This is a genomic window from Amycolatopsis camponoti (assembly GCF_902497555.1).
In the GTDB taxonomy this organism is placed as follows: domain Bacteria; phylum Actinomycetota; class Actinomycetes; order Mycobacteriales; family Pseudonocardiaceae; genus Amycolatopsis; species Amycolatopsis camponoti.
On sequence record NZ_CABVGP010000001.1, the window covers coordinates 529,959 to 555,671 of the forward strand.

At 71.2% G+C, this 25,713-nt stretch carries 28 protein-coding genes; 14 read left to right on the forward strand and 14 right to left on the reverse strand.

Annotated elements, in window-relative coordinates:
• Positions 1-155 precede the first annotated feature (155 nt).
• Genes AA23TX_RS02585 through AA23TX_RS02595 form a run of 3 tightly spaced genes read left to right on the forward strand, consistent with a single transcriptional unit; the run spans position 156 to position 2,357 of the window.
• Entirely contained in the window at positions 156-677 is a 522-nt protein-coding gene (locus AA23TX_RS02585; RefSeq protein ID WP_230862313.1) for a hypothetical protein, read from the forward strand.
• 44 nt (positions 678-721) lie between these two features.
• Complete coding sequence (locus tag AA23TX_RS02590) at positions 722-1,165, forward strand: hypothetical protein (protein ID WP_155540991.1); 444 nt, start codon at positions 722-724, stop codon at positions 1,163-1,165.
• 34 nt (positions 1,166-1,199) lie between these two features.
• Positions 1,200-2,357, forward strand: a complete 1,158-nt coding sequence (locus tag AA23TX_RS02595) for a cystathionine gamma-synthase (RefSeq protein WP_155540992.1) — start codon at positions 1,200-1,202, stop codon at positions 2,355-2,357.
• A gap of 6 nt (positions 2,358-2,363) precedes the next feature.
• On the opposite strand, the gene AA23TX_RS02600 is transcribed toward AA23TX_RS02595, so the two are convergent.
• Positions 2,364-2,849, reverse strand: a complete 486-nt coding sequence (locus AA23TX_RS02600; protein WP_155540993.1) for a pyridoxamine 5'-phosphate oxidase family protein — start codon at positions 2,847-2,849, stop codon at positions 2,364-2,366.
• A gap of 106 nt (positions 2,850-2,955) precedes the next feature.
• Entirely contained in the window at positions 2,956-3,228 is a 273-nt protein-coding gene (locus AA23TX_RS02605; RefSeq protein WP_155540994.1) for a hypothetical protein, read from the reverse strand.
• A gap of 95 nt (positions 3,229-3,323) precedes the next feature.
• Between AA23TX_RS02605 and ilvA the strand changes: the two genes are divergently transcribed.
• On the forward strand, positions 3,324-4,526 hold the full coding sequence (gene ilvA, locus AA23TX_RS02610) for a threonine ammonia-lyase (RefSeq protein ID WP_155540995.1): 1,203 nt from the start codon (positions 3,324-3,326) through the stop codon (positions 4,524-4,526).
• Between the two features lie 58 nt (positions 4,527-4,584).
• Here ilvA and AA23TX_RS02615 read toward each other — a convergent pair whose 3' ends face one another.
• The 7 genes from AA23TX_RS02615 to hppD form a co-directional block, all read right to left on the reverse strand.
• Positions 4,585-5,418 (reverse strand): ferredoxin, encoded by an 834-nt coding sequence (locus AA23TX_RS02615; RefSeq protein ID WP_155540996.1) that lies wholly within the window; start codon positions 5,416-5,418, stop codon positions 4,585-4,587.
• Positions 5,419-5,447: 29 nt separating this feature from the next.
• Positions 5,448-5,870 carry a hypothetical protein gene (locus tag AA23TX_RS02620; RefSeq protein ID WP_155540997.1) on the reverse strand — a complete coding sequence of 141 codons (423 nt, stop codon included), beginning with the start codon at positions 5,868-5,870 and terminating at the stop codon, positions 5,448-5,450.
• A 54-nt stretch (positions 5,871-5,924) separates the two neighbouring features.
• Complete coding sequence (locus tag AA23TX_RS02625; RefSeq protein ID WP_155540998.1) at positions 5,925-6,362, reverse strand: hypothetical protein; 438 nt, start codon at positions 6,360-6,362, stop codon at positions 5,925-5,927.
• Positions 6,349-10,167, reverse strand: coding sequence for a DUF8616 domain-containing protein (locus AA23TX_RS02630; protein ID WP_230862314.1), 3,819 nt, complete (start codon positions 10,165-10,167; stop codon positions 6,349-6,351). The genes AA23TX_RS02625 and AA23TX_RS02630 overlap by 14 nt, the downstream gene beginning before the upstream one ends.
• Positions 10,167-10,475, reverse strand: a complete 309-nt coding sequence (locus AA23TX_RS02635; RefSeq protein WP_086679876.1) for a type VII secretion target — start codon at positions 10,473-10,475, stop codon at positions 10,167-10,169. Before AA23TX_RS02635 ends, AA23TX_RS02630 begins: the two co-directional genes overlap by 1 nt.
• A gap of 11 nt (positions 10,476-10,486) precedes the next feature.
• Positions 10,487-11,044 (reverse strand): YbaB/EbfC family nucleoid-associated protein, encoded by a 558-nt coding sequence (locus tag AA23TX_RS02640; RefSeq protein WP_155540999.1) that lies wholly within the window; start codon positions 11,042-11,044, stop codon positions 10,487-10,489.
• 125 nt (positions 11,045-11,169) lie between these two features.
• The gene (gene hppD / locus AA23TX_RS02645) at positions 11,170-12,369 is read right to left on the reverse strand and encodes a 4-hydroxyphenylpyruvate dioxygenase (protein ID WP_155541000.1); all 1,200 of its coding nucleotides are present in this window, start codon (positions 12,367-12,369) and stop codon (positions 11,170-11,172) included.
• 122 nt (positions 12,370-12,491) lie between these two features.
• Between hppD and AA23TX_RS02650 the strand changes: the two genes are divergently transcribed.
• Positions 12,492-12,965, forward strand: a complete 474-nt coding sequence (locus AA23TX_RS02650; RefSeq protein WP_155541001.1) for an Lrp/AsnC family transcriptional regulator — start codon at positions 12,492-12,494, stop codon at positions 12,963-12,965.
• 3 nt (positions 12,966-12,968) lie between these two features.
• Here AA23TX_RS02650 and AA23TX_RS02655 read toward each other — a convergent pair whose 3' ends face one another.
• The 3 genes from AA23TX_RS02655 to AA23TX_RS02665 all read right to left on the reverse strand — a co-directional run bounded on the left by AA23TX_RS02655 (position 12,969) and on the right by AA23TX_RS02665 (position 15,072).
• Positions 12,969-13,781, reverse strand: a complete 813-nt coding sequence (locus tag AA23TX_RS02655; protein ID WP_155541002.1) for an MBL fold metallo-hydrolase — start codon at positions 13,779-13,781, stop codon at positions 12,969-12,971.
• Between the two features lie 148 nt (positions 13,782-13,929).
• On the reverse strand, positions 13,930-14,433 hold the full coding sequence (gene greA / locus AA23TX_RS02660; RefSeq protein WP_155541003.1) for a transcription elongation factor GreA: 504 nt from the start codon (positions 14,431-14,433) through the stop codon (positions 13,930-13,932).
• A 195-nt stretch (positions 14,434-14,628) separates the two neighbouring features.
• Positions 14,629-15,072: a DUF4307 domain-containing protein gene (locus AA23TX_RS02665; protein WP_155541004.1), complete on the reverse strand. Its 444-nt coding sequence runs from the start codon at positions 15,070-15,072 to the stop codon at positions 14,629-14,631.
• Positions 15,073-15,208: 136 nt separating this feature from the next.
• Here AA23TX_RS02665 and mca point away from each other — a divergent pair, with 136 nt between their 5' ends.
• Both mca and AA23TX_RS02675 read left to right on the forward strand, forming a co-directional pair.
• Positions 15,209-16,120, forward strand: coding sequence for a mycothiol conjugate amidase Mca (gene mca, locus AA23TX_RS02670; RefSeq protein WP_155541005.1), 912 nt, complete (start codon positions 15,209-15,211; stop codon positions 16,118-16,120).
• Positions 16,117-16,443, forward strand: a complete 327-nt coding sequence (locus AA23TX_RS02675) for a preprotein translocase subunit SecG (RefSeq protein WP_155541006.1) — start codon at positions 16,117-16,119, stop codon at positions 16,441-16,443. Before mca ends, AA23TX_RS02675 begins: the two co-directional genes overlap by 4 nt.
• Here the strand turns inward: AA23TX_RS02675 and AA23TX_RS02680 are convergent, their stop codons facing one another.
• Both AA23TX_RS02680 and AA23TX_RS02685 read right to left on the reverse strand, forming a co-directional pair.
• Complete coding sequence (locus tag AA23TX_RS02680) at positions 16,444-18,933, reverse strand: polynucleotide kinase-phosphatase (RefSeq protein ID WP_155541007.1); 2,490 nt, start codon at positions 18,931-18,933, stop codon at positions 16,444-16,446.
• The gene (locus AA23TX_RS02685; protein WP_155541008.1) at positions 18,930-20,297 is read right to left on the reverse strand and encodes a 3' terminal RNA ribose 2'-O-methyltransferase Hen1; all 1,368 of its coding nucleotides are present in this window, start codon (positions 20,295-20,297) and stop codon (positions 18,930-18,932) included. The genes AA23TX_RS02680 and AA23TX_RS02685 overlap by 4 nt, the downstream gene beginning before the upstream one ends.
• A 122-nt stretch (positions 20,298-20,419) precedes the next feature.
• Between AA23TX_RS02685 and AA23TX_RS02690 the strand changes: the two genes are divergently transcribed.
• From AA23TX_RS02690 to AA23TX_RS02720, 7 genes are read left to right on the forward strand one after another with little or no spacing between them, the layout of a single operon-like run.
• On the forward strand, positions 20,420-20,842 hold the full coding sequence (locus tag AA23TX_RS02690; RefSeq protein ID WP_155541009.1) for a minor capsid protein: 423 nt from the start codon (positions 20,420-20,422) through the stop codon (positions 20,840-20,842).
• Between the two features lie 48 nt (positions 20,843-20,890).
• Positions 20,891-21,367, forward strand: a complete 477-nt coding sequence (locus AA23TX_RS02695; RefSeq protein WP_155541010.1) for a phage tail tube protein — start codon at positions 20,891-20,893, stop codon at positions 21,365-21,367.
• Positions 21,364-21,780, forward strand: coding sequence for a hypothetical protein (locus AA23TX_RS02700; protein WP_155541011.1), 417 nt, complete (start codon positions 21,364-21,366; stop codon positions 21,778-21,780). Before AA23TX_RS02695 ends, AA23TX_RS02700 begins: the two co-directional genes overlap by 4 nt.
• A 59-nt stretch (positions 21,781-21,839) precedes the next feature.
• A complete protein-coding gene (locus AA23TX_RS02705; protein WP_155541012.1) occupies positions 21,840-21,989 on the forward strand; it encodes a hypothetical protein in 150 nt (49 codons plus the stop codon).
• A 14-nt stretch (positions 21,990-22,003) separates the two neighbouring features.
• Positions 22,004-23,551 (forward strand): phage tail protein, encoded by a 1,548-nt coding sequence (locus tag AA23TX_RS02710; protein ID WP_155541013.1) that lies wholly within the window; start codon positions 22,004-22,006, stop codon positions 23,549-23,551.
• A complete protein-coding gene (locus tag AA23TX_RS02715) occupies positions 23,552-24,424 on the forward strand; it encodes a phage distal tail protein (RefSeq protein WP_155541014.1) in 873 nt (290 codons plus the stop codon). It abuts the gene before it with no gap.
• Between the two features lie 17 nt (positions 24,425-24,441).
• Entirely contained in the window at positions 24,442-25,713 is a 1,272-nt protein-coding gene (locus AA23TX_RS02720) for a hypothetical protein (protein WP_155541015.1), read from the forward strand.

Genomic DNA, 25,713 nt, shown 5'->3' on the forward strand with positions numbered 1-25,713 from the left:
TTCTGCCGCTAGCGCAGGAAAATGATCTTGGGTTCCGCCGTCCGGCCCAATTCCGTTCTCTTTCGGAGTCACTTCCTCCTTTCCCGACTAGGGTGAACGTCGTAGTCCTGCGTTCTGCTGATGGGGGAGTCGTGACCGGTCAACGCGGATATCCGGTGGCCCATTCACATTCGCATTCGTATTCATCGGCTCGGCCGTCCGGAGTAACGGCGATCCTCGCCGGCCTGCTCGGGCTCGCGGCCGCCGTCGCCGCCGGTTATGTGCCGGTCAAGATCTTCCTCGACATGCCCGCCGAATTCAGCCTCGGCGCTCTGCCGGGCTGGGTGCTCGTGGACCTCGCCGCCTACCTCGGAGCCGGGCTCGTGCTCCTGCTGGGCGCGCTGACGACGTTGTTCCGCGCGACGGCGGGCGCGATCCTGCTCGGCCTGGGCGCTCTGCTGGCGATCGGGGCGCTGCTGATGGAGCCGCTGTCGGTGGGCGTCCCGCTGGCCCGGTTCGCGGACGCGATGTTCACCCACGGCGGGTTCGCGATGGTGGACCGGGTGGGCTTGGCCGCCCTGGCGGTGCTGGTGCTGATCCTGGCGCTCCTGCCGCCGACTTTCCGCTACCTGCGTTACCGCGCGCCGGCGATGCCGCTGTGGGCGGGCCAGGAGGCCTACTCGTCCCGAAGCTGGTGACCCACGCCGGTCACTCGTGGTGACCGGCCGTATCCTCGGCTGCCGTGACCCGTACCGAAGGCCGGACGGCACTCGCCGCCGCGGCGCTCGCCCTGCTCGGCGGGCTGCTCTACCTGGCCGGGCTCGTCCTGGACGTCGTCGCGCTCGTCCGGTTCCCCGGTGACGCCGGCCGGGTGGCCGTGCACGCCGCGGTGAACGCCGTGCTGGCCTCGACGCTGATGCCCGGCGGCGTCCTGCTGTCGCGCCGGCAGCCCGCCGGCCGGATCGGCTGCATCGCCGGGAGCTCGGCGGCGCTGCTCGCGACACTGACGTCGGCGGGCCTCGCGGCCGCCGGGCTCACCTTCGCCGACCTCGGCGGTCCCGGTGACCTGGCGATGGGCGGGCTGACCGCGCTGGCTCTCGTGGCGCCGCCGGCCTTGGTCACGCTGCTGCTCGCGGTGTCCGCGCCCACCGCGCGGTGGTGCGCTGCTGAGATCCGTCCCACCTGACGGGAATGTCGGAGCCCCGCCGTACGCTGACCCCATGGTGGACGACTACTCCGTACTGGGATTCGAGACTCGCGCGATCCACGCCGGTCAGAAGCCAGACCCCCGCACCGGCGCCGTGATCGTGCCGATCTACCAGACTTCGACCTACGCGCAGGACGGCGTGGGCGGCACCCGCGAGGGCGACTACGAGTACTCGCGCACCGCGAACCCGACCCGCTCGGCGCTGGAAGAGGCGCTGGCCTCGCTGGAAGGCGGCCGGCACGCGCTGGCCTACGCGTCCGGCATGGCGGCGTCCGACGTGGTGCTGCGCAGTACCCTGCGCCCCGGTGACCACCTCGTGCTCGGCAACGACGCGTACGGCGGCACGTTCCGCCTGATCGACAAGGTGCTCAGCCTGTGGGGTGTCGAGCACACCGTCGCCGACCTGGCGAACCTCGACGAGGTGCGCGCGGCGATCCGGCCCGAGACGAAGCTGATCTGGTGCGAGTCGCCGACCAACCCGATGCTCGGCATCGCCGACATAGCCGCGCTGGCGGGCGTCGCGCACGACGCCGGTGCCCGGCTGGTGGTCGACAACACCTTCGCGACGCCGTACCTGCAGAACCCGCTCTCGCTGGGCGCGGACATCGTGCTGCACTCGACGACGAAGTACCTCGGCGGCCACTCCGACGTCGTCGGTGGCGCGGTCATCACGAACGAGGACGAGCTGCGTGAGCAGCTGTTCTACCTGCGCAACGCCGCGGGCGCGGTGCCCGGCCCGTTCGACGCGTGGCTCACGCTGCGCGGCATCAAGACGCTCGCCCTGCGCATGGAGCGGCACAGCGACAACGCCGAGCTGATCGTGCAGGCGCTGGTCAAGCACCCGAAGGTCGCGAAGGTCTACTACCCCGGCCTGCCGGAGCACCCGGGCCACGAGACGGCGGCCAAGCAGATGCGCCGCTTCGGTGGGATGGTGTCGTTCAGCCACGCGGACGGCGAGCAGGCGGCGCTGGAAGTCGCGTCCCGCACGAAGCTGTTCATCCTGGCCGAGTCCCTCGGCGGCATCGAGTCGCTGATCGAGCACCCGGGCAAGATGACCCACGCGAGCACGGCGGGCTCGACGCTCCAGGTCCCGGCGGACCTGCTGCGCCTGTCGGTCGGCATCGAAGACGGCCGTGACCTGGTCGCGGACCTGCTGGCCGCCCTGGGCTGACGCCGCTCAGCGCACGTCGAGGCCGCCTCCGTGGAGGCGGTCCACGCGGAGCGTGATCACGACTCGCCGGTCTTCGACCATGTTGCGGAAGAAGGCGGCCTCGTCCTCCGGGTCCGTGAACGGCGCCTGCATCGCGAGCAGCGCCCGTCCCGTCTCGTCGCCGGGCACGGAACTGACGGGCGACACTCCGCCGAGGCCTTCGGCGACCGCGAAGGTCAGGTGGTCCGCGCTGCTCACGTAGAGCGCCGCGCGAGGGTTGGCGGCCAGCTGGCGGACCTTGGCGCGCCCCAGGGCGGACCCGATCCGCACGACGCGCTCCGCCGGATCCCAGGCGTAGGCGATGGTCGACAGGTGCGGGTAGCCGGCCCGGTTGACCGTGGCCAGCGCGCCGAAGCTGTGCGCGCCGAGCAAGCGGCTCAGCGCCTCTTCGGTGGGCTTGGCGGGTCCGGGACCGCGGCCCGGCTCGTAGCCGGTTTCAGGTGCCTGTGTCATGCGCTTGATCATCGGGGACCGGCGGAGGCCGCGGAAGAAGGCACTTTCCTGTCCCAGGGGCACATCGGGGTAACAACCCTGGTCACGGACGCGAGCCCGCCGCGGCTCAGGGGTTGTAGTTGCCGTGCACGACGCCGCCCGACTTCGGGGTGCCCGTCGCCGGCAGGGTGGCGCCGTCCACGCAGCCACCGACCAGCTCGACGTGGCTGTCGTGGCGGATGTACTGGGCCGGCGACCCGCAGGACGCGCTGTCGACCGTGAAGAACGCGGCACCGGTCAGCGCGACCGCCGAGGCCACGCCGATCACCAGCGGGAGCAGGCCGGCCGACCGGGTCGCGCGGCTCCGTCGAGCGGCGTCCGCGTCGTTCCCCCGTGCCATGGTTGCTCCCTGTTTACCGTGCGTTGACACGCCCCAGGGTACCCGGCTCCCCGCCCTGTCAACCTGTGGAGTTCCTGAGTGGCATCATCCGGGCCATGGAACTCGTGACCATCGAGCGGATCCAGGCCGCCCGGGAACTCCTACGCGGAGTAACCCGGGTGACGCCGATGGAGCACGCGCGCGACCTGCGCCGGCTCCACGGCGGTCCGGTGCACCTGAAGTGCGAAAACCTGCAGCGCACCGGGTCGTTCAAGATCCGCGGCGCCTACACCCGCATCCACGGCCTGAGCCAGGCCGAACGCGAACGCGGGGTCGTCGCGGCCAGCGCCGGCAACCACGCGCAGGGCGTCGCGCTCGCGTCGTCGCTGCTCGGCGCCAAGTCCACCGTCTTCATGCCGCTGCGGGCGCCGCTGCCGAAGCTCGCCGCCACCCGCGGGTACGGCGCCGACGTCCACCTCCACGGCGCGCTGCTGGAGGAGACCCTCGCCGCGGCGATCGAGTTCGGCGAGCGGACCGGGGCGGTGTTCATCCACCCCTTCGACCACCCGGACGTCATCGCCGGCCAGGGCACCGTCGGCCTCGAGATCCTCGAGCAGGTGCCGGGCGTGAAGACGATCCTGGTCGCGACCGGCGGCGGCGGGCTGGTCGGCGGGGTCGCGTCGGCGGTGAAGGCGGTGCGCCCGGACGTCCGCGTCGTCGGCGTGCAGGCCGAGGAGGCGGCGGCGTACCCGCCGTCGCTGGCCAAGGGCGCGCCGGTGCGGCTGAGCTCGACCTCGACGATGGCCGACGGGATCGCGGTCGGCGAGCCCGGCCTGGTCAGCTTCGCGCACGTCGCGTCGCTGGTCGACGACGTCGTGACGGTTTCCGAGCAGTCCCTCTCCCGCGCGGTGCTGCTCTGCCTGGAACGCCGCAAGCTGGTGGTGGAGCCGGCCGGCGCGGCGACGGTCGCGGCGCTGCTGCAGCACCCCGGCATCTTCGAGCCCCCGGTGGTGGCGATCCTCTCGGGCGGCAACGTCGACCCGGTGCTGCTCCTGCAGATCATCCAGCACGGCATGACGGCCGGCGGCCGCTACCTGCGCCTCCACCTGCGGGTCCCGGACCGCCCGGGTTCGCTCGTGGGCGTGCTTTCCCGCGTGAGCGAGCTGGGCGCCAACGTGCTCGACGTCGAACACTCCCGGATCTCCGGCAGCCTCGACCTCGGCGAGGCGGATATCGTCCTGGCGCTCGAAACCCGCGGTCCCGAGCATTGCAAGGACCTCGAAGTCGCGTTGACGGACGCGGGTTACACGGTTGTTTGAGGCGCTCTTCGGGGGTTCCGGGTGGCGGAGCCCCCGGCCCGGGGCGGAGCCCCGGATGTCACAGCGTTTCCCCGGTGATCGCCGCGAGGGCCAGGTCCTTCGCCGGCTCGGGGACGTCCGACGGTGCGGTGAAGCGGCGGGCCCGGATGTGGGCGACCAGGTCCGGGTCCGGCGGCACCCCGTGCTCGCGCAGGTAGTACGCCACCGCGCCGGGCCACGCCCAGGCGCCGTCGGTGCGGAAGTTCATCGGCACCGCGTCCGTGCGGTCCGGCGCGAACGCGTCCGGGCCGTTGCTGCGCGAGGCCAGGATGACCGGGGCCGCGTCGAGGTACGCCAGCACCCGTTCGATCTCCGCCGGGACGAGCGGCCGGCGCCGGACGAGCGGCTTGCCCGACGCGTCGACGCCGTCGTAGATCCGCGGGGTGCGGACCTCTCCGCCGGCGACCGGCGGGGTCAGGCCGGCACGCTCACGCAGCCAGCCCGGGACGTGCTCGTCGGCGCGCGGGAAGAAGCGCAGCTCGTCCTGGAACCCGATCGGCGGCGGCTGCTGCCGGAACGGCGGTTCGAGGTCCGGCCGCACGAAGTCGACGTCGGGCGGCTGCGCCGGCGCGAACACGAAGATCGCGCCCAGCCAGGTGCCGAGTCCGGGCTGGTACATGCCCGACCGCAGCACCCCGAGCAGCCGCACCGCTTCCGGGTGCGGCTGGGCCGGCCGGGGCAGGCCGTCCGGGCCGGTCACCAGCAGTTCGGTTTCGACGTGCCGTCCGGCGGCGCGGTGTTCGACGCGCAGCTGCTGCCACCCCGGCGGCACCTGCGCCGTCAGCACCGCGCCGATCTGCCGGACGATCTCCTGCTGCTGGTCCGGGCGCAGCGGCCCCGGTGGCTGGCTCACGGTTCATCCCCTCCGGTTCGCTCAGCGGCTCACGACGGGAGCTTCGCCCGGAACCAGTCCGGCATGTTCTCCGGCGCACGCGGGAAGCGCTCCTGGTCCAACGCGTACTGCTCCGGGGCCGCGGGCGTCGGGAACGGCGGCTCTTCGTCCCGGTTGAAGCGCACCTGGTACCGGTCGGGCCGGTCGATCACCATGTCCATCGAGTACCACGTGCCGAGGCCGTCGGCGTACATCCCGCGACGCAGCTTCGAAAGCGGCTTGGACAGCTCCCGCGGCGCCGGCACCTGCTGCCGAGTGCCGTTCTCCAGCGTCGCGGCCATGCCGACGCTGGCGTGCTTGCCGACGGACATGAACTCGAAGAACAGCCGCTGCCAGTTCGGCGGCGCCGCTTCGATGAGCGTTTTCGCGATCTCGCCGAGCAGTTCGTTCTGCTCGATCGGGTTCAGCGTCATGCGGTCCGGTCCTCCGTTTTTCGTTCACCGGTGCGAAGTTTCGTCGATCCGACCCTAGTCTTCCGGTGCGGGCACCATGGCCGCCGCGTCGGCGAGCACCCGGCGCAGCCACTCCGGGATCCACTCGTCCGCGCGCGGGAACGCCGCGAGGTCGCGCGCGAACGCCACCGGCGGGAGCTCCGGGAACCACCGCGGGTCCTGGTCGTAGTTGAACGTGGCCTCCGGCTCTTCGCCCGCGCGCAGCAGGAAGGCCGCGGAGAACCAGGTGCCGCGCCCCGGCTGGTACATCGCCTCGCGCAGCGCCGCGAGCAGGTTCGTCACCGCGGGCGGGGCGACCTCGGGTGAGCTGCCGTCGGTCATGACGACCGTCAGTTCCGTCTGGTACGCCACGACGGTCGCCCAGACCCGGAACGTCGCGTGCCGCCACTTCGGCGGCAGCACCCGCTCGACGGCGTCGAAGATCTGCGGGATCAGCTCATCAGGGCTCGCCATAACGCCTCACCGTCGCGTTGGGGTCGATGTTCTCCGGCACGTTGACGAACACCCTCTCGTACACGCGGGAAACCCGTTCACCCGTCGCCGGGTCGACCTCGGTGACCCGCCACCGCATGACGTCCTCTTCGGACAGACCGTCGGCCCGCCGCGGCGTGCTCACCTGCAGCAGCTCGACCTCCCGGTCGGGCGGGTTGTGGTAGGCGGCGAGCTGTTCCTCCTGGCGCCGCCAGGTTTCCGGCGGGTCCCAGCCGTCGCGCGCGTGCCCGCTGTTCGACGCGGCCATCTGCCCGTGCATGTTGCCGTAGCCCGGCGCGCCGCCGGCTTCGGTCGCGATGAGGTGACCGCCCGCCCACCGGACTTCGCCGTGGTTCGGGTCCCCCCGGTAGGCGTTCTGGCCTTCGTGCCCGGCCCGGCCCTGACCGGTGTACTTGCCGCCGGCGTCGCGGAAGTCCTCGTTCGACGGGCCGTAGTGCGGTTGGCCGGTGGCCGCGTCCGTCTGGCCACGGCTGTCCGTGTGGTAGTCGAGCTTCTTCGACGGGTCGTTGAAGTTGTCGACGCGGTAGTGGCAGTCGGGCAGCAGCGGGTAGTTGAAGTCCGGGTTCGCTGGCAGCTTGACGCCCTCGGGCGTCCGGCCGCCGCCGGGGCTGCACTCCACCCACTTGATCTTGCCTTCGGCGTCGGTGTAGAAGCGCGTCTCGGACGCGATGTCGCCGCCCCGGGTCCGGTTGACCACGTGGTATTCGGTGTTCGGCGTCAGCTCGACCCCGGCCAGCACCTTGGGGTGGGTGGGCACCGGCGTCGAGAAGTCGCCCGGCTCCGTGCGGTCCCGCGGGCGCGGCCCGGACTCGATCGTCTGCGGCGAATCCGGCGGCCGGTGGTACGGGTTGTCCGGCGAGTCGTGCGGGTGCTCGCTCCCCGGCCGGTCGTAGTTGACGAACTTGTCGTCGTACGTCGGGTCCGAGCGGGGGACCTCGTGCTGGTCCCAGGTGCTGCTGTCGAAGAGTTCTTCGTCGTCTTCGTCCGCGTGGGAGGGCGACCCGTCGTCGTCGCCGTCGCCCCGGTGGCGGGCGCTGTCCGCGTCGACGTCGTGCTGGTCGCCGTGGTGCGAATCCGGCGCGAAGCCGTCGTCGCCCGCCCGGTGCGTCGAACCGTCCGGGTGGTGGGTGTTCCACTCGCCGTCCGGCGGGATGCGGGGGCGCATGCGGCCGTCGGGGCCGATTTCGTAGTCGGAGGAGAAAACGCGGCCGTGCGAGTCCGTCCAGGCCGGCTTCGTCGGGGCCATGACCTCGGTGTCGAGCTCGCGCGAAAGCCGGTGCGCGAAGTCGTTGGAGCCGGCGTCGCAGCCGATCAGGCGGACCGGCCGGCCGTCGTAGTCGCCGTTGCGGCGCAGGATGTCCGCGAACTCCTCCGGCGTGTAGAGCCGGTCGCCGATGCGGGCGTGACCGTCCGGGGTGACGTGCACGTCCACGGTGTAGCGGCCGTCCGGGTCGGGCTGCACGCGGTGCGGCAGGTCGCCCATTTCGGGGTCGCCGGCGTGGTACGAGCTGCCCGACGGCGTGCTTTCGGAGTGCCGGGCGTTGACCTCGTCGGGGGTCAGCGGCTCGTTGTGGTGCGGGGTGCCGCCGTCGGGGTCGTGATGGCCGGGGCCGTCGTGGGGACCGTTTTCGTGCGGGCGGGTGCCCGGCGCGTGGGTGCCCGGCGCGTGGGTGTCGGGTGCGTGCGTGCCAGGTGCGTGCGTGCCGGGGCCGAAGCCGCGGGCCGCGGGGGCGGGTGCGTCCGGCGTGCGCGGACGGCCGCCGCCGGGCAGGTCGCCGCCGGTGCGGGGCCGGCCGGGCGCGTCGACGTGCGGGCTGTGCGCGCCCGGGCTGCCCGGGGTGCCGGTCCAGCCGCCACCGCCGGTGCGCGGGGAACCACCGCCGAGGCCGCCGCCGCCGGCGGGTCCGCCACCGGGCGGCATGCCACCGCCGCCGCCCATCATCGGCGCGCCACCCTGCGCCGGGACGGAGGCGCCGTCGCCACCGCGTGGAGAGGGGACCGCGCCGGGTTCACCGGTGCGCGGAGCGGTGGGCGCGGTACCGCTGGCGGAGGTGGTGCCCTCGGCCCGCGGCGGCGTGGCGCTGCTGGGCGTCTCGGTGTCGGGGTGCGAGCCGCCGTCCCCACCACGGGACGGCGAGCCGCCACCGGTCTGCGCGGGCGTGCTGTCGGTGCCGCGGGTGGGTGAGGGGCTGGTGTCGCCGGTGTGCGACGGCGTGCTGTCGGTGCCTCGGGTGGGTGAGGGGCTGGTGTCACCCACGTGGGACGGGGTGCTGTCGCTGCCCCGGGTGGGCGAAGGACTGCTGTCGCCGGCCCGCGACGGTGCGTTGTCCCCGGCGTGCGAAGGCGTGCTGTCCGCGCCACGAGTCGGCGAAGGGCTGGTGTCCCCGGTGTGCGACGGGGTGCTGTCGCTGCCTCGTGTGGGCGACGGGCTGCTGTCACCCGCGTGGGACGGGGTGCTGTCGGCGCCGCGGGCAGGCGACGGGCTGCTGTCGCCCGTGTGCGAGGGCGTGCTGTCGGCGCCGCGGGTAGGCGAAGGACTGCCGTCGCCCGAAGGCGATCGAGTCGGCGAAGGGCTCGAATCGCCCGCGCGCGAAGGAGAACTGTCGCCGGTGTGCGCGGAAGAACCGTCCCCGGTGTGCGACGGCGAGTTGTCACCCGAGGGCGAACCATCCCCGTCCCCGGTGCGCGACGGCGAGCTGTCCCCGTCCGGCGAACCGGATCCCTCCCGGCTCGAGCTCCGGCGGGATCCCGGATCCGTGTTCATCGGATCGGAACTCGGCGAATCCCCGTCGGTGTGACCGGCGTCGCCCGAGTTTTCCCCGCTGTGCGAGGAATCCCCGTCGCCGCTGTGGGAACCGTCGGCGCCGTCCCCGCCGTGGGCGCGGGTGTGGACCCCGCCGCCCTCCTTGGGGACCTTGTGGACGAAACCGCCTTCCTTGACCTTCAGCCCGTCGAGCCCGCTGACCTTGCCCAGTACCTTGCCGAAGACCTTCGCGATCTTCTCGAAGACGTCGACCAGCTTCGACAGCAGCGGCGACACCTTGCGGATCGTGTCGGTGAGCTTCTTGAGCAGCTCCCCGATCTTCTTGCCCCACTTGGCGATCGCGGCCGACGCCTGCGCCACCACGACCGGCGTGCCGAAGCCGAGGGAGAAGACCTCCTCCATCACCCAGGCGATCAGCTTGCCGACGAGGTCCGCGATCAGCTGCCGCACGGTCTCCCGCACGAACGAGACGACCTGGCCCATGATCATCGTGACCGTGCTGATCGCGCCGGCCACCGTCGCCGCGCCGGACAGCGCTTCGCTGTGCTCGGCGGCGAACTTGCGGTACGCGTCCGCGCCCTCGCCGGTCCAGCCGGTGGTGCCGTTCTTGACCGCGTTGTCGAAGTCGGTCTTGCGTTCGCCCAGCGCCTTCGAGACGTTGCCCCAGGTGTCCGCGTAGGACTGGATCACCGGCGGGTTGCCCGCGATGGAGTCGAGCATGTCCTTCAGCGGCTGGATGTGCTCCATCAGGAACGACGCCACCGACGACATCAGGTAGCCGAACGGGTCGATCGCGGCACCCGCGATCTCCCCGGCCAGGCTGAGCATGCCCAGCCCGCCGGAAACCCAGTCGCCGTCCTTGATCCCGTTGAACGCGTCCATCGACGACTCGGCGATGCCGATGCCGCCGGCCCAGCCGTAGTCCCCGTTGCCCGCGGTGAACGCGCCGGGCCCGTCCGGGTCCTTCTTGGCGTCGACGACGAGCGGGTTCCCCTCGGGCATCACGCACCGCCCGCGGACTTGTTCAGGTCGTCGGCCACCCCGGCCTCGTACTTGTGGTACGCCGCCGCGGCTTCGCGGACCTTGCCCGACACCGCCGTCATCGCCTGCACGGCGTCCTTGAGCGCGTCGATGCCGTACTGCTCCACCGGGTCGAGCATCATCCGGAACGGCTGGCAGAGGATGCCGTACGCGTCGGTCGGCATGCTGACCTGGTTCGCCGCGTCGACGGCCTGCTGCAGCCCGTCACCGATGGCGTCGAGCTGGTGGGCGTGCGCCGTCAGGTCGGTGCTGAGTTCCACATCCGTCATCGGTTTCCCCCTCAGGAAAGAATCGGACCGCCGAAGTCGTCGTCATCGTCGTTGTCGGCCGGACGCCGGCGTCGCGGCGGTTGCTGCTGCGGCTGCGGAGGCGCGGGCGGCGGCGGGGTGCGCGGCGGCTGCTCGTCGTTGTCCTCCGGCAGGAACCGGCGGACGCGGTCGGGCTCCGGGAACGCGGGCTCGGGCTCCGGCGGCGGTTCCGGGAAGGTGCTCTGCGCCTCGCGGACGATCTCCGCCGCGGCCTGGTCGCCGGTGCCGGTGGTCTCGGTCATGGCCTGCTGCAGCAGTTCCGGGATGCGCGCCTGCGCGCGCTGCACCAGCTGCATCACCTGCGCCGACACCTCGGCCATCCGCTTCCCGGCCGCGGTCTCGGCGATGACGAGGTTCTTCAGCAGGCCGCGCGAATCGACGGTCACCTGGACCGTGCCGTCCTTCGACCGCTCGGTGACCGACTGGCCCTGCATGCGATCGGCCAGCGCCTGGTACCGGGCGGCGTTCTCCTCGAGCCGCTTGGTCCAGTTGTCGATCATCGCGTCGCTGGCGTCGATGCTGTCCGGCATCCCGGCCCCTTCTCTCTGCTTCTCCACACTGACGGTCCCGGGCCGCCATCGGTTCCCGGAACACGTCAAAGGCCACCATAGGGGACCCGCAGGTCCGCCATGGTGGCCTTCGCCGTTTCGTGAAGCTACAGGTTGCCTCGGCGCTCCTGCTCACGCTCGATGGCCTCGAACAGCGCCTTGAAGTTGCCCTTGCCGAAGCCCAGCGAACCGTGGCGCTCGATCAGCTCGTAGAAGACGGTCGGGCGGTCGCCGATCGGCTTCGTGAAGATCTGCAGCAGGTAGCCGTCCTCGTCGCGGTCGACGAGGATGCTGTGTTCCTTGAGCGTCTCGATCGACACGCGGACGTTGCCGATCCGGGCGCGCAGCTCGGGGTCGTCGTAGTAGGAGTCCGGGGTGTCGAGGAACTCGACGCCGGCGGCGCGCATCGCCGTCACCGTGGCGATGATGTCGTTGGTGGCCAGCGCGATGTGCTGGCAGCCGGCGCCGCCGTAGAACTCGAGGTACTCGTCGATCTGCGACTTCTTCTTCGCGACGGCGGGCTCGTTCAGCGGGAACTTGACGCGGTGGTTGCCGTTCGAGACGACCTTGCTCATCAGCGCCGAGTACTCGGTCGCGATGTCGTCGCCGACGAACTCCGCCATGTTCACGAAGCCCATGACGCGGTGGTACCAGTCGACCCAGTAGTCCATCTTGCCGAGCTCGACGTTGCCGACGCAGTGGTCGACGGCCTGGAAGAGCCGCTTCGGCGCGCCTTCCGGCCGCTTGACCGTGCTCTCGCGCGGCTCGTAGCCGGGCAGGTAGACCCCGGTGTAGCGCGACCGGTCGACCAGCGAGTGGCGGGTTTCGCCGTAGGTCGCGATCGCGGCGACGCGCACGGTGCCGTGCTCGTCGGAGACGTCGTGCGGCTCTTCGAGGACGGTCGCGCCCTGCGCGCGGGCGTGCTCGACGCACTTGTCGACGTCGGTGGTCTCCAGCGCCAGGTCGATGACGCCGTCGCCGTGCTTGCGGTGGTGGTCGAGCAGCGGCGAGTCCGGCTTCACGCCGCCGGTGATGACGAACCGGGCCGAGCCGGACTTGAGGACGTAGGACTTGCGCTCGAAGTCGCCGGTCTCGGGGCCCGAGTACGCGACGAGCTGCATCCCGAAGGCGATCTGGTAGTACCAGGCCGTCTGGGTGGCGTTGCCCGCGATGAACACCACCGCGTCCATGGCCTTGACCGGGAACGGGTCGGTCGAGGCGTCGTGGTCGACAAGCCCGACGAGCTGACGCAGCTGGTCATAGCTGACGTCGTCGAGGCCGCTCTGGGGTTCGGCAGTCTGGGTCATACCTCGAAGGATCGACCCTATGAGGCAAGATGTGCAATGGTCTCTGTTTTCGCTGGGCAATATGCTTGGCGGTGGCCGGACATCGGCTGTCAACGTGGACAACTTGTGCAGGAGAGAGAGCAATGTCGGAGAACCTCGACGCATTGGACGCGCGCCTGCTGCTGTTGCTCACCGACTCCCCGCGGCTGGGCGTGCTGGAGAGCGCGCGCCGGCTGGGGGTCGCGCGCGGGACGGTCCAGGCGCGCCTGGACCGCCTGACCGACCGCGGCATCCTCGGCGGCTTCCCGCCGGAGCTCGACCTGGCGGCGATGGGCTACGGCCTGACGGCGTTCGCGTGGCTGGAGATCGCCCAGGGCCGCCGCGCGGAGGTGACGGAAGCGCTTTCGGCGATCGACGAGGTGTGCGAGGTCCACGCGACGACGGGCCAGGGCGACCTGTTCGTGCGGATGGTGGCGCGGGGGAACGACGACCTGCAGCGGGTGATCGACGAGGTGGTGGGGGTCCCGGACGTGCTGCGGACGTCGACGTCGATCGCTTTGTCGACCCCGGTGCCGCCGCGGGTCCGCCCGTTGCTCGAACGGACCGCGCGGGGCTGACGCTCAGCCTTCGTCGGCCACCTGGGCCAGGTAGCGCTTCGCCGAGCGCTGTACGACCTCGAAGCCGTCGGTCCGCACGATCGCGTCCCACCAGGCGCCGTAGATCGCCTCGAAGCGGTAGCCCGCCAGCAGCTCCGCCGCGCGCCGGACGATGTGCGGGCGCTCCGGGACCAGGTTCGGGTAGCTGTACATGAAGCCCACGTGGGTGCGGTCCGGGATGACCTGCACGATGTCGCCGGACAGCAGCGCGCCCTGGCCGTCTTCGCCGTCCGGCCAGTGCAGGACCGTGCCGCCGGTGAAGTGGACGCCCAGGTTGATCAGGCGCAGGTCGTCGGCGACGTCCAGCGTCGTGCCGGACCACAGCTTCACCGCCGGGTCGGGCCGGCCGATCCACTGCTGGTCGCTTTCGTGCAGGTAGATCGGCACGTCGAACGCGTGCGCCCACTCCACCATCGTCGTGTAGTAGTGCGGGTGGCTGATCGCGATGCCGGTGATGCCGCCCAGGTCGCGGACCTGCTGGACCAGCGCGTCGTCGAGGTAGGCCGCGCAGTCCCACAGGAAGTTGCCGGACCGCGCCTGCACGAGCAACGCGCGTTCGCCGATCGCGAAGCCGGGGTTCGAGCCGACGCCGATGATGCCGCGGCCCTGCTCTTCGATGCGCGGTGTGTACGTGCCGCTCGCGCGCAGGGTTTCGAGGTTCGTCCACTGCTGCCCGGCCGCCGGGACGTACTGGCGTTCGTCCTCGCAGACCGGGCAGTCGTCACGGGCCACGGCGTACTGCATGCCGCAGGCCTGGCAGAGGGGTTCGGTGCTCACGGCGATGTCCTCCCAGAACGTGATTCCTGGGAGGACACGCTAGCCGTTGTCCTGTACCGATGGTGACCAATCCGGCCACAGCCACGGCCGAAGGCTTCGTGGAAGCACTACTTGCCGCGTGCGGGCGGCCTGCTTTTGGCCGGATTGGTCACTTGGCGTCGGTGTACGGAACCGCTTTCACGAGGGTGACCTTCTGGAGCTTGCCGTTGGGCAGCTCGTACTCGCGCGACTCGCCCTCCTTGGCGCCGAGCAGGGCCTTGCCCAGCGGCGACTCCGGGGAGTACACGTCGAGGTCGCCTTCGGCACCCTCTTCGCGGGTGGCGAGGAGGAACTTCTCGTCCTCGTCGTCGCCCTCGTAGCGGACCGTGAGGACCTTGCCGGGGCCGGCGGTGCCGTCGTTCGCGGGCTTCTCGCCGACCTTGGCCGAGCGCAGCAGCTCCTGCAGGTGCCGGATGCGCGCCTCGGCCTGGCCCTGTTCTTCACGGGCGGCGTGGTAGCCGCCGTTCTCCTTGAGGTCGCCCTCTTCGCGGCTGTCGTTGATGCGCGCGGCGATGACCGGACGATTCTCGATCATTTCGTCGAGCTCGTGCTTGAGCCGGTCGTAGGCATCCTGGGTCAGCCAGGTCACCTTGGTGTCGCTCACGGTCACCATCTCCTCGTCGGGCCTGCCAGGCTTGCGTGTTCAAGCCGGCCCACACGGGCGTAGGTGCCCGCGTGGCTGAGATAAAGGAAAAACACGGCCCGTCGCGGGCCGTGCTGAAGGGTCAGACTATCACGGCGCGACAGGCCGACGCCCGTTATTTCCGCGCGCCGTGGGCGTTGGGCGCGCGGTTCACCCCGTTGGCCGCTATGGGGTTGACAGGTAGTCTGGTATGTCGTACGAGCAGCCGTACACGTCGGCCGTCACCGGTTCCCCGATGCTCTTGATCGTCGTGGTCATCCTGCTGTACTTCGCGCCGGCGGGGATCAGGAGCTCTTTGCGGCCGCTCTCGGCGCCGGTCTTGTCGCGGACGCGCACGATGCAGACGCCCGCCCGGTTGTTGTCGTCCCGCGTCACGTTGATGGTGATTTCCATCGCGTTGCCCGGTTCACCGCGGAAGGCGACGCGCTCGGCGTCGATCGGCGCGGACCCGAGGTTGACGTACGCGACCCACGCGATCACGCCGCTGACCAGCAGGGCGATGGCCAGGAAGAGCCACCGCCGCCAGCGCCGGGGCGCCTTCGGCCGCGTGCTGCCGTACCGGCCTTCGGGCAGCACGGGCGCTGCCGTTTCCGCCGGTCCGCCTGCCAACGCGGGGCCTCCTGCTCGTTCTTGTCGTACCCCTGGGGACAATGGTGGGGCGGGTACGGCTTCGAGTATCCGCCCGCTGGGTGGGCGGCCCGCAGGTGGGTCGCGGAATACGGGTAGAGAAGGAGTCGTTCGCAGCATGGTGGACCAGTTGACGAAGACCGCCGCGCCGCGCCTGCGGATGATGGCCGTGCACGCGCACCCGGACGACGAGTCGAGCAAGGGCGCCGCCACGATGGCGCGCTACGCCGCCGAAGGGCACGAGGTGCTGGTCGTCACGTGCACCGGGGGCGAGGCGGGCAGCATCCTCAACCCGGCCATGGACCGGCCCGAGGTGCTGGCGAACATGCACGAGATCCGCCGTGAGGAGATGGCCCGCGCGGCCAAGATCCTCGGGGTGAGCCAGCGCTGGCTGGGCTTCGTCGACTCCGGCCTGCCGGAGGGCGACCCGCTGCCGCCGGTGCCCGAGGGCTCGTTCGCGGTCGTGCCGCTGGAGGAGTCGACCGAGGCGCTGGTGCGCGTGATCCGGGAGTTCCGCCCGCACGTCATCACGACGTACGACGAGAACGGCGGCTACCCGCACCCCGACCACATCCGCACCCACGAGGTGTCGATGGCGGCGTGGGACGCGGCGCCGGACCCGAACCGGTTCCCCGACGCCGGCGAGCCGTGGCAGCCGCTGAAGCTGTACTACCTGCACGGCTTCTCGAAGGCCCGGATGATGGCCTTCGACGCCGCGCTGAAGGAGGCCGGGCTCGAGTCGCCGTACACCGAGTGGCTCGAGAAGTGGGACCCCGATCGCGCCGATGTGATGGAGCGGGTGACGACCCGTGTCGAGTGCGGTGAATACTTCGAGGTGCGGGACGAGGCGCTGAAGGCGCACGCCACGCAGATCGACCCGACCAGCCGCTGGTTCGCCGTCCCGTTGGAGATCCAGCGCCAGACTTGGCCGACCGAGGAGTACGAGCTGGTCAAGTCGCAGGTCGACAGCACGTTGCCGGAGGACGACCTGTTCGCCGGCATCGGCATCGAGGAGAAGGTGAACACATGAGTCTGACGCTGCCGGCCGGCGTGGCGCTTCCGGTGACCGCGTCGGTTCTGGTGCTGACGCAGCAGCCGGGTGACGGCGACAACGGCGGGCAGGGCGAGGACTTCGGCAAGTCCTCTCCGGTCGGCTTCCTGGTGCTGATCCTGTTCCTCATCGCGGTCGCGTTCCTGGTCCGCTCGATGACGAAGCACCTGAAGCGCGTCCCGGCCAGCTTCGACGACCCGCCGGCCGAAGAGCCGGCGCCGGCCGTCGAGGCGGAAGAGAAGAAGGACGAGGCGGCCGAGAAGCCCGCGAAGGACTCCTCGACCACCAAGGCCGACAGTTAGCTAGAGCCGCGGGTCCACCGGATCGGACTCCAGGGCGAGCACGGCGAACACGCACTCGTGCACCCGCCACAGCGGCTCGCCCCGCGCGACGCGCTCCAGGGCCTCCAGCCCCAGCGCGTACTCGCGCAGCGCCAGCATGCGCTTCCGGTTCAGCCCGCGCTTGCGCAGCCGATCGAGGTTGGCCGGCAGCGTGTAGTCCGGCCCGTAGATGATCCGCAGGTACTCGCGCCCGCGGACCTTCACGCCCGGCTGGACCAGCCCGCGCGCGCCCCGGGTCAGGTTCGCCGACGGCTTGACCACCATGCCCTCGCCGCCCGCGGCCGTCAGCTCCTCCCACCACGCGACCCCCTGGGCCACCGACGCGGCGTCCAGCAGGTCCACCGAGCGCGTCCGGGTGCGCTGGAAGCGCGGGCCGGCGAGGCCGTCCAGCACCGAGAGGTGCCACGAATGCGGCCGGTCGTGGTAGGTCGCCCCTTCCGAAGCCAGCAGCTGGAACGGCGCCAGCCGCACCCCGTCCAGTCCCGCCGTCGGCCAGCAGTACCGCCGGTAGGCGTCCCGATAGGACTCCACTGTGGACGAACGCGTTGCCGTGCGCCGCAACAGGTCCGAGACGTCGATGCCGCGCGCGAACGCCGTCGTCAGCGCGGAGACCGCCGCCGGCAGCACCGCCTGGGCCGCCGCGCCGACCGACGCGTACTGGTCCGCGATCAGCCCACCCGCCTTCGCGCTCCACGGCAGCAGCTCGGCGTCGAGCAGCAGCCAGTCCGACTCCAGCTCGTCGAACAGCCCGCCGGCCGCCGACCGCACGTCGTCCAGCAGCGTCGCGTTCTGCGCGGTCGAGAAGAACGGCCGCCCGGTCCGCGTGTACACCGCGCCGCCGCCCTCGATGCCGAACCGCCGGGAACCGGCGTCGTTCCGGCACACCAGGACCACGGCCCGCGAGCCCATGTGCTTCTCCTCGCACAGCACCGACTCGACGCCCGCCGCCCGGTACTCGGCGAACGCCTCCTCCGGGTGCTCCAGGTAGTCGTCCCGGGCCGACGTCGAGCACGGTGCCATCGTCGGCGGCAGGTAGGCCAGCCACCGCGGGTCGACCGCGAACCGGCTCATCACCTCCAGCGCCGCCGCCGACTGCTCCGCCGAGACGCCGACGCGGCCGTGGTGCGCGGTCTGCACGATCCGCTTCCCGGTGACGTCGGCCAGCTCCAGGACCGCCGGCTCACGTCCGCCGAGGGGCCGCGAAGCGTCGAGAGGCCGTGAAGGCTCGTACCAGACCTGGTGGGCCTTCACCGAGACGACTTCGCGCTCCGGGTAGCGCAGCGCGGTCAGCTTCCCGCCGAACACGGCGCCGGTGTCGAGGCACATCGTGTTGTTGACCCACTCCGGCTCCAGCGTCGGCGTGTGCCCGTACAGGACCATCGCCGACCCGCGGTAGTCGCGCGCCCACGGCAGCCGCACCGGCAGGCCGTATTCGTCGGTCTCGCCGGTCGTGTCGCCGTAGAGCGCCATGCTGCGGACCCGCCCGGACGCGCGCCCGTGGTAGCGCTCGGGCAGCCCGGCGTGCGCGACGACCAGGTCGCCGCCGTCGAGGACGTAGTGCGCGATCAGGCCGTCGCAGAACTCGTGGGCCTGCCGGCGGAACTCCTCGCTTTCCGCGGCGAGCTGCTCCAGCGACTCCGCGAGCCCGTGCGCGGCGTTGACCTTCCGGCCGTGCAGCGCGCGCACCAGCTTCTGCTCGTGGTTGCCGCACACGACCAGCGCGTCGCCGGACGCGGCCATCCCCATCACGCGCCGCAGCACGCCGGGGGTGTCCGGGCCGCGGTCGACGAGGTCGCCGACGAACACCGCTGTCCGCCCGGCCGGGTGGACGCCGTCGACGTACCCCAGCTCGCCCAACAGCTCCTCGAGCTCGGCCGCGCAGCCGTGGACGTCGCCGATCACATCGAACGGCCCGGTCAGGTCGCGCTTGTCGTTGCGCAGCGGCTCGACGGCGATCTCCGCCTCGGCCACCTCGGCCTCGGACCGCAGCACGTGCACGCGCCGGAATCCTTCGCGCTCCAGCGACTTCAGCGACCGCTGCAACTCGCCGCGCTGGCGCCGGACGACGTGGTCGCCGAAGTCGCGCTCGGGGCGCGAAGCGTTGCGCTCGACGCAGACGCCGAGCGGCAGGTCGAGCACGATCGCCGTGGGCAGCACGTCGTGCTCCTTCGCGAGCTTCACCAGGCTCGCCCGCGAAGCGCGCTGGACGTTCGTCGCGTCGATGACGGTCATCCGCCCGGCCGCGAGCCGCTTCGCCGCGACGTAGTGCAGCGCGTCGAACGCTTCGGCCGACGCCGACTGGTCGTTTTCGTCGTCGGCGACGAGCCCGCGGAAGAAGTCGCTGGAGAGCACCTGCGTCGGCGCGAAGTGCGTGCGCGCGAACGTCGACTTCCCGGAGCCGGAAGCGCCGACGAGCACGACGAGCGACATGTCGGGAACGGTCAGCTTCACGCGGCCACCTCCTTTTGGGTGGTGAAGACCGCCAGTTGGGTCGGCGGTCCTGCTGCCTGGTCCTCCGGTCCGATCGGCAGATACCGGACGTCGTAGCCGCGCCGGGTCGCGACGCCGTCCGCCCAGGCGCGGAACTCGGCTCGCGTCCATTCGAACCGGTGGTCGGCGTGCCGGAAATGCCCCATCGGCAGGAACTCGAACAGCCGGTTGTACTCAGCGTTGGGCGTCGTGACGAGCACCGTACGCGGCGCCGCGACCCCGAACACCGCGTGTTCCAGGGCCGGGAGCCGCTCCTCGTCGACGTGTTCGACCACCTCCATGAGCACGGCGGCGTCGTACCCGGCCAGCGCCGGGTCGGCGTAGGTGAGCGCGGACTGCCGGAGCGTGACGCGCGAGCTGTCCTTGAGCCGCTTCTCGGCGATGTCCAGGGCGTGCGCGGAGACGTCGACGCCGACGATCTCGGTGAACGACCGGTCCTTCCCGAGGACGCGCAGCAGCGCGCCGCTCCCGCAGCCGAGGTCGAGCACGCGCCGCGCGCCGGCGGCCCGCAACGCGGCGAGCACGCTGCCGTGGCGCTGCGACGCGAGGCTCTCCGGCTTGTCCGGCAGCTCGGTGACGACCGCCTCGGCGTCCGCGGGGACGTCGTCGGATTCGGCCAGCCGCGAAAGCGCGTAGGTCACCACCGGCCGGCGCCGCTCGAGGTACCGGTTCGTGATGAGCGTCCGCTCGGGGTGCGCGGCGAGCCAGCCGTCGCCGGCGCGCAGCAGCTTGTCGGCCTCGTCCTGGCCGACCCAGTAGTGCTTGTCGCCGTCGAGCGCGGGCAGCAGCACGTAGAGGTGGCGCAGCGCCTCGGCGACCCGATGGGTGCCGGTGAGCGTCAAGTCGACGTACCGGCTCTCGCCCCACTCCGGGAATCGCGGGTCGAGCGGGATCGGCGCGGTCGCCACGCGCCAGCCGAGCGGTTCGAACAGCTTGCGCACGACTTCGGCGCCGCCCCGCGCGGACAGCGACGGCACGCGGATCTCCAGTCCGAAGGGCTCGTCGACGAGTTCCGGGCGCGTGGCGCAGCGGCCCGCCAGCGCCGTCGTGAACGCCGCCCGCAGCGCGACCGCGAGGTACGAGCCGCCGGCGTACGGCCGGTCGTTGACGTACTGCGTCAACGAAGTCCCGCCCCCGCGCACCAGCGCGATCGGGTCGATTTCGACGAACAACGCGACGGTGCAACGATTCGGCGTCGCCTCCGGGTAGAAGACGTGCGCGGTCCCGGCCGACAGCGCGACCGACTGGGCTTTCTCCGGATGCTTGTGCAGGAGAAAACCCAAGTCGGTGGCGGGGTTCCGGGTCGTCGTGATCGTCAGCAGCACCTGCCCAGTGTGGCCGAGAACCCTCGTCGGCGCGTCCGAATTTGGCAAAAACGGACAGTTGACGATCCTTCGGACGTCGGGCAAGCTGGCGTCAGCACTGGGGGAGCGGCCGGGGGGCCAATGTGACAATTCTCGAAGAAGTCGCTGCGCTGCTTGAGGAATTGGGGCTGGGGAACTACGAATCCGGCGGTACCGGCGGCGACATCTTCCTGCTCGCGATGCCGGCCACTCCGGACGCGGCCCTCGTGCTGAGCCGGCTTCCCGGCGCGGAGTCCGACGCGCGGCTTCCCTACGACGAACCCGTGGTCCAGATCCGCGTGCGCGGCACCCCGAAGAACGCCGTCGCAGCCGAGGCGAAGGCGCAAGCCGTCTACGACGCCGTGCACGGGCTGGGAAACCGGCGGCTGCCCGGCAACACCTGGCTCGTCTCCAGCGTCGGCACGCAGGCCGGTCCGGTCTACGTCGGACGCGACGCCGGCGACCGCGACGAATGGTCCGTCGCGCTGCGGATGGAGCTGCACCGCCCCGTCGGCAACCGCGCCTGAGACCCGCTTTTCCGCACCGCACAAGCAGTATCGAGGAGGGGAGCGTCGATGCCCACTGTCAAGATCAACGCCCGCGACATCATCATCCAGGTCGCCGAGACCAACGGCACCACCTGGACGCCGATCGGGGGCCTCAACTCCGCCGTGCCCAACGCCGGCGAGAACGAAGAGGTCGTCGACACCACGACGTTCGACTCGGCGGGGAACTACGAGCAGGAGGTCATCCAGCGCGGCGCGACGCTCGCGCTGGAAGGGTTCCTGCTGAAGGACCCGGCCAACGGCGCGCAGGACCCGGGCCAGGCCCGCGTCGAAGCGCTGGCCACGCAGGTCGGGTTCGCCAGCGTCGGCAAGATCCGCTTCCGGCACCCGGTGGACACGCAGTGGAAGGTCTGGAACGCGACCTTCAGCCTCGGCGAGCACGGCGGTGGCAACAACGACAAGTACGCCTGGGTCGCCACCGTCACCCGGTCCGGGCCGTCGACCGCCGCCGCCGTCAGCGCGAGCGTCGCGGAGGACGGCGAATGACCGAGCCGAACGGCGTCTCCGACGACCAGCTCACCGTCGACTACGACTTCGACGAGGCCTGGCGCGAGCGCAAGGCGGCCCGCGTGGCGCCGCGCATCCGCATCCTGGGCAAGGTCTACACGCTGCCGCATTCGTTGCCCGCCAAGCTGATCCTGTTCGCGGTGTCGGCGAAGAAGAACGGCCGGGCGGCCACGGAAGAGGTCAACGCCGAGGAGGCGTTCGACATGCTGTCGGCGCTGCTCGGCGAGCAGAACCTGGTCGACATCCTCAACCGCGGGCTGGAGATCGACGACCTGCCCGACGTGCTCGGCACCTGCCAGCAGCTCTACCAGAACCGCCAGCAGGCCCCGGGAAACGGGAAGGCCCCCGCGGCGAGCGTGGCGGGGGCGACGGCGAACACACCATCCGCCTGATCCTGCGCCACTGGCGGCTGCTCTACGCGGACTGGCGGCGCGAGTACGGCCGCGACCTGATGGCCGACCTCGACGACGGCCTGTCCTGGTGGGAGTTCGCCGCGCTCGTTTCCGGGTTGTCCCCGGACAGCGTGTGGCGCCAGGTGATCAAGGACGAGCCGATCGAGGTCGACGGGGAGACGGCCCGCTCGGTGATCGGCAACCTGTAGGGAGGGGGTGTGCGATGGCGTTGACGATCGGTGACTTCACGGCGAACCTGAGCATCAACGACGAGCAGTTCAAGGCCGTGCTCGGCGAAATGCAGAAGAAGTTCGACGAAGCCAAGGGCTTGATGCTCAAGAGCGCCGACGAATGGGGCGCGGGCGTATCGCAGCGGCTGAGCGCGGCGCACGGCCCGGTGGTCGGCACCGCGGCGAACATCGGGATCCAGGCCGCGACGGCGCTGGGCGGCGGGTTGCTGTCCATCCTCAGCGGACCCGTCATCGCGTTGCTCGGGGAAGGGATACAAGCGGGCCTGAACGCGGCGCTGGGCTTCATTTCCCAGAACTTCCAGCCGGCGCTCGCCGCGGTGTCGGGCTTCATCTCCGGCACGGTGGTGCCGGTGTTCCAGGCGCTGGCGAGCTGGATCGAGGCCAACAAGACCCCGATCATGATCGTGGGCGGCGTGCTCCTGACCTTCTTCCTGCCCGCGCTCGTCCAAGTCGGGATCCAGGCCGCGATCGCCGCGGCCGGGATGGTCGCCTCGTTCGCCACGATGGCGGCCTCGGCGGTGGTCTCGGCGGCCTCGACGGTGGCTTCCTGGATCGCCATGTCGGTGCAGGCGGCCATCTCCGGGGCGATCTCCCTCGCGACGATGATCCAGCAGGTCATCCAGTGGGGACTGATGGGCTGGGCCGCGCTCGCCACCGCCGCGCAAGTCGTCGCCGCCTGGGTGATGATGGGCGTCGAATCGCTGATCGCCGGCGCCAAGATGGCCGCGGCGTGGCTGCTCGCGATGGGCCCGATCCCGCTGATCATCGCGGCCGTGGTCGCGCTCGTGGCGTTGATCATCGCCAACTGGGACACGATCGTCGCGTGGACCAAGGCCGCGTTCCAGGCCATCTGGGACTTCCTCAAGATGGTGTGGAGCGCGATCGTCTCGGCGATCCAGGTCGCGATCAACGGCGTCATCGCCGCGATCGGCTGGCTGGGCCAGCTGCCCGGCATGGTGATCGGCTGGTTCGGCTCGATCGTCAGCGGTGCCGTCGGGAAGCTCGGCGAGCTGCTGTCGTGGCTCGGCGGCCTGCCCGGGATGATCCTGCGCGCGCTGGGCAACCTCGGCAACCTGCTGCTCGACGTCGGCAGCTCGATCCTCGAAGGCCTGTGGAACGGCATCAAGAACGCCGCGAACTGGATCAAGGACAAGATCATCGGGCTGATCAAGGACATCATCCCCGGCCCGATCAAGTCGATCCTCGGCATCAACTCGCCGTCGAAGGTGGCCGCCGAGCTCGGCCGCTGGGTGCCGCTGGGGCTGGCCCAGGGCATCGAGCAGACGAGCACCGCCGTGTCACGGGCGTCGACCGAGCTGGCCGGCCTGGTGACGAACCGGCTCGGTGACCTCGCGACCGTCCAGCCGCGGGCGCCGGCCTTCGCCGGTGCCGGGTTCGCCGCGGACGGGCCGCAGCCGGACCGGGCCGTGGTGCACATCGAGAACTTCTACGCCACACCCAGCCAGACCCCGCGCGACATCGCGGGCGACCTGGACTGGATGTCCCGAGGGGGTGGCTGAGTGAGCGCGGGGGACCTGATCACCGCCGACGGCCAGCTGGAGTGGCGGGGCACGCTGCTCGGCTCGGGCAGCCCGTTCCGGATGACCAAGCTCGACGGCTGGCTCGACCTGCCGGAGATGCGCGCCGACAACCCCGACCGGCCCGGCCGCCACGGCGGGTTCCAGGGCAACCAGCTGGCCGGCCAGCGCACGGTCACGTTGTCCTACCTGGTCAAGGGCGTGCCGGCGGCGGACTTCGGCGCGGTCGTCACGACCCTGCGGAAGATCACCGCGCCGTCGGAACGGCCGCTGGAGGAGCCGCTCGTCGTGCGGCTCGACGGGGAGAGCTGGCTGGCGAACGCCCGGTGCGTCCGGCGGACGATCAACGTCGAGAAGTACTACGCGCTCGGGTACACCACCGGCGCGATCCAGTGGCAGGCCACGGATCCGCGGCTGTACTCGGTCGCGGAACAACGCGACGTCACCGCCCTGCCCTCGCCCCCGGCCGACGGCCTGCCGTACCCGCTCACCTTCCCGCTGGTGTTCGGCACCGGCAAGCAAGGCGGCCGGCTGCGCGCGGTCAACGCGGGCGGCGCGGCCAGCTGGCCGGTGTGGGAGGTCCGCGGCCCGGTCACCGGCCCGGTGATCGCCAACCGCGACACCGGCGAGCGGCTGGTCTTCGACGGCACCTTCACCATCCAAAGAGGACAGACACTGACCATCGACACCGACACGCGGACGGTGCTGCTCAACGGCGTCAACCAGAGCGACAAGCTGCTCACCCGCGGCTGGTTCCCGATCCCCGCGAACGGCGCGGTCCAGGTCGACTTCACCGCCGCGTCCTACGACCCGAACGCGTCGCTCACCGGCCGCTGGCGACACGCCATCATCTGATCCTGAGGGGGAACACCATGGCCGAGCGCAACTCGTGGGCCGTGTCCGACTCGCCGAACGGCGTCATCACCACCGAAGACGCGCGGCTGGCGCTGAGCGCGGTCGTGCAGTCCGGCCCGGGCCCGGTGCTGTCCCGCAACGGCATCCGGCCGGCGCTCGGCGACCCCGGCAAGGTGGCCGCGGCGTCGCCGACCCCGGACGGAACGGTGACGATCCAGCCGTTCCAGATGTTCATGCGCGCGAGCCGCGGGGTGGGCAGCTACGTGCAGACCCTGGACGCGGTGAAGACGCTGGACCTGCTCAAGGACAACCCGGCGCATTCGGCCAACGCGCGGATCGACCTGATCGTCGCCCAGCAGTCGGACGAGTTCTACGGCGACACCACCAACAGCTTCGTGGTCCGGCAGCTCGTCGGTGAACCGTCGTCGACGCCGGCCGAGCCCACGCCCACCGGTGACTACATGCAGCTGGCCCGGGTGCGCGTCCCGGCCGGGACCAAGACCATCACGCCGGACCTGGTCGAAGACCGCCGCCCCGGCTGGGTGGTCGGGCTCGGCGGGGTCATGCCGAGCCGCGGGGTCGGCGAGCGCGACGCCGTGCACGCCTACAACGGGATCACCACCTATCGGCAGGACCGGCGCTGGCTGGAGATCAACGACGGCGAGAAGTGGCGGGTGCCGAGCATCCCCGTGTGCACGTCGCTGGCCGACATCCGCGCGATGGTCACCGACCCGCTGCCCGGCCAGCTCGTGTTCAGCACGCAGGACAACCTGGTCTACCGGTGGAACGGCGCGGACTGGGTCGGCTCGCTGGCGACCGGCGGCGGCGCGGTCGGCACCACCGCGACACCCACCCGGCACGAGGCCCGCTACGAGACGCGCGGGAACGTCCAGAGCTTCCCGTCCGGGACGGACACCCGCAGCCGGTTCCCCACCACGGTCTACGCGTCCCCGGACATCACGCCGTCGGCGACCAACGATACGTTCACGCTCAACCGGGCGGGGATCTGGAGCATCGACGCCGCCTTCCGGATGGTCGCCCCCGGGGGCAGCGGCGAGTACCACACGTACATGGCCATCACGGACGGCGTGAACACCGGGATCCGCTACACCCACACGATGTCGCGCTGGCTCAACACCTCACCCGGCACGATGAGCTGCGCCACGACGAACTTCTTCAACGCCGGGGCCACGGTGAGCGTCATCTTCTGGACCGACAACGCGGGCCGGGTCCACGACGCGGGCTGGGCCAACGTCAACCACGTCTCGCTGACCTGGCTGCGGGCCTGA

Bases quoted from the DNA above. Each gene is read 5' to 3' on its own strand.
- AA23TX_RS02605 (WP_155540994.1), bottom strand. From the start codon at position 3,228: ATGGCACGGGGGAACGACGCGGACGCCGCTCGACGGAGCCGCGCGACC.
- hppD (WP_155541000.1), bottom strand. From the start codon at position 12,369: ATGACCCAGACTGCCGAACCCCAGAGCGGCCTCGACGACGTCAGCTAT.
- AA23TX_RS02600 (WP_155540993.1), bottom strand. From the start codon at position 2,849: ATGACACAGGCACCTGAAACCGGCTACGAGCCGGGCCGCGGTCCCGGA.
- ilvA (WP_155540995.1), top strand. From the start codon at position 3,324: ATGGAACTCGTGACCATCGAGCGGATCCAGGCCGCCCGGGAACTCCTA.
- AA23TX_RS02630 (WP_230862314.1), bottom strand. From the start codon at position 10,167: ATGCCCGAGGGGAACCCGCTCGTCGTCGACGCCAAGAAGGACCCGGAC.
- AA23TX_RS02640 (WP_155540999.1), bottom strand. From the start codon at position 11,044: ATGCCGGACAGCATCGACGCCAGCGACGCGATGATCGACAACTGGACC.
- AA23TX_RS02620 (WP_155540997.1), bottom strand. From the start codon at position 5,870: ATGACGCTGAACCCGATCGAGCAGAACGAACTGCTCGGCGAGATCGCG.
- AA23TX_RS02700 (WP_155541011.1), top strand. From the start codon at position 21,364: ATGACCGAGCCGAACGGCGTCTCCGACGACCAGCTCACCGTCGACTAC.
- AA23TX_RS02650 (WP_155541001.1), top strand. From the start codon at position 12,492: ATGTCGGAGAACCTCGACGCATTGGACGCGCGCCTGCTGCTGTTGCTC.
- AA23TX_RS02675 (WP_155541006.1), top strand. From the start codon at position 16,117: ATGAGTCTGACGCTGCCGGCCGGCGTGGCGCTTCCGGTGACCGCGTCG.
- mca (WP_155541005.1), top strand. From the start codon at position 15,209: ATGGTGGACCAGTTGACGAAGACCGCCGCGCCGCGCCTGCGGATGATG.
- AA23TX_RS02595 (WP_155540992.1), top strand. From the start codon at position 1,200: ATGGTGGACGACTACTCCGTACTGGGATTCGAGACTCGCGCGATCCAC.
- AA23TX_RS02625 (WP_155540998.1), bottom strand. From the start codon at position 6,362: ATGGCGAGCCCTGATGAGCTGATCCCGCAGATCTTCGACGCCGTCGAG.
- AA23TX_RS02705 (WP_155541012.1), top strand. From the start codon at position 21,840: ATGGCCGACCTCGACGACGGCCTGTCCTGGTGGGAGTTCGCCGCGCTC.
- AA23TX_RS02635 (WP_086679876.1), bottom strand. From the start codon at position 10,475: ATGACGGATGTGGAACTCAGCACCGACCTGACGGCGCACGCCCACCAG.
- AA23TX_RS02695 (WP_155541010.1), top strand. From the start codon at position 20,891: ATGCCCACTGTCAAGATCAACGCCCGCGACATCATCATCCAGGTCGCC.
- AA23TX_RS02710 (WP_155541013.1), top strand. From the start codon at position 22,004: ATGGCGTTGACGATCGGTGACTTCACGGCGAACCTGAGCATCAACGAC.
- AA23TX_RS02720 (WP_155541015.1), top strand. From the start codon at position 24,442: ATGGCCGAGCGCAACTCGTGGGCCGTGTCCGACTCGCCGAACGGCGTC.
- greA (WP_155541003.1), bottom strand. From the start codon at position 14,433: ATGGTGACCGTGAGCGACACCAAGGTGACCTGGCTGACCCAGGATGCC.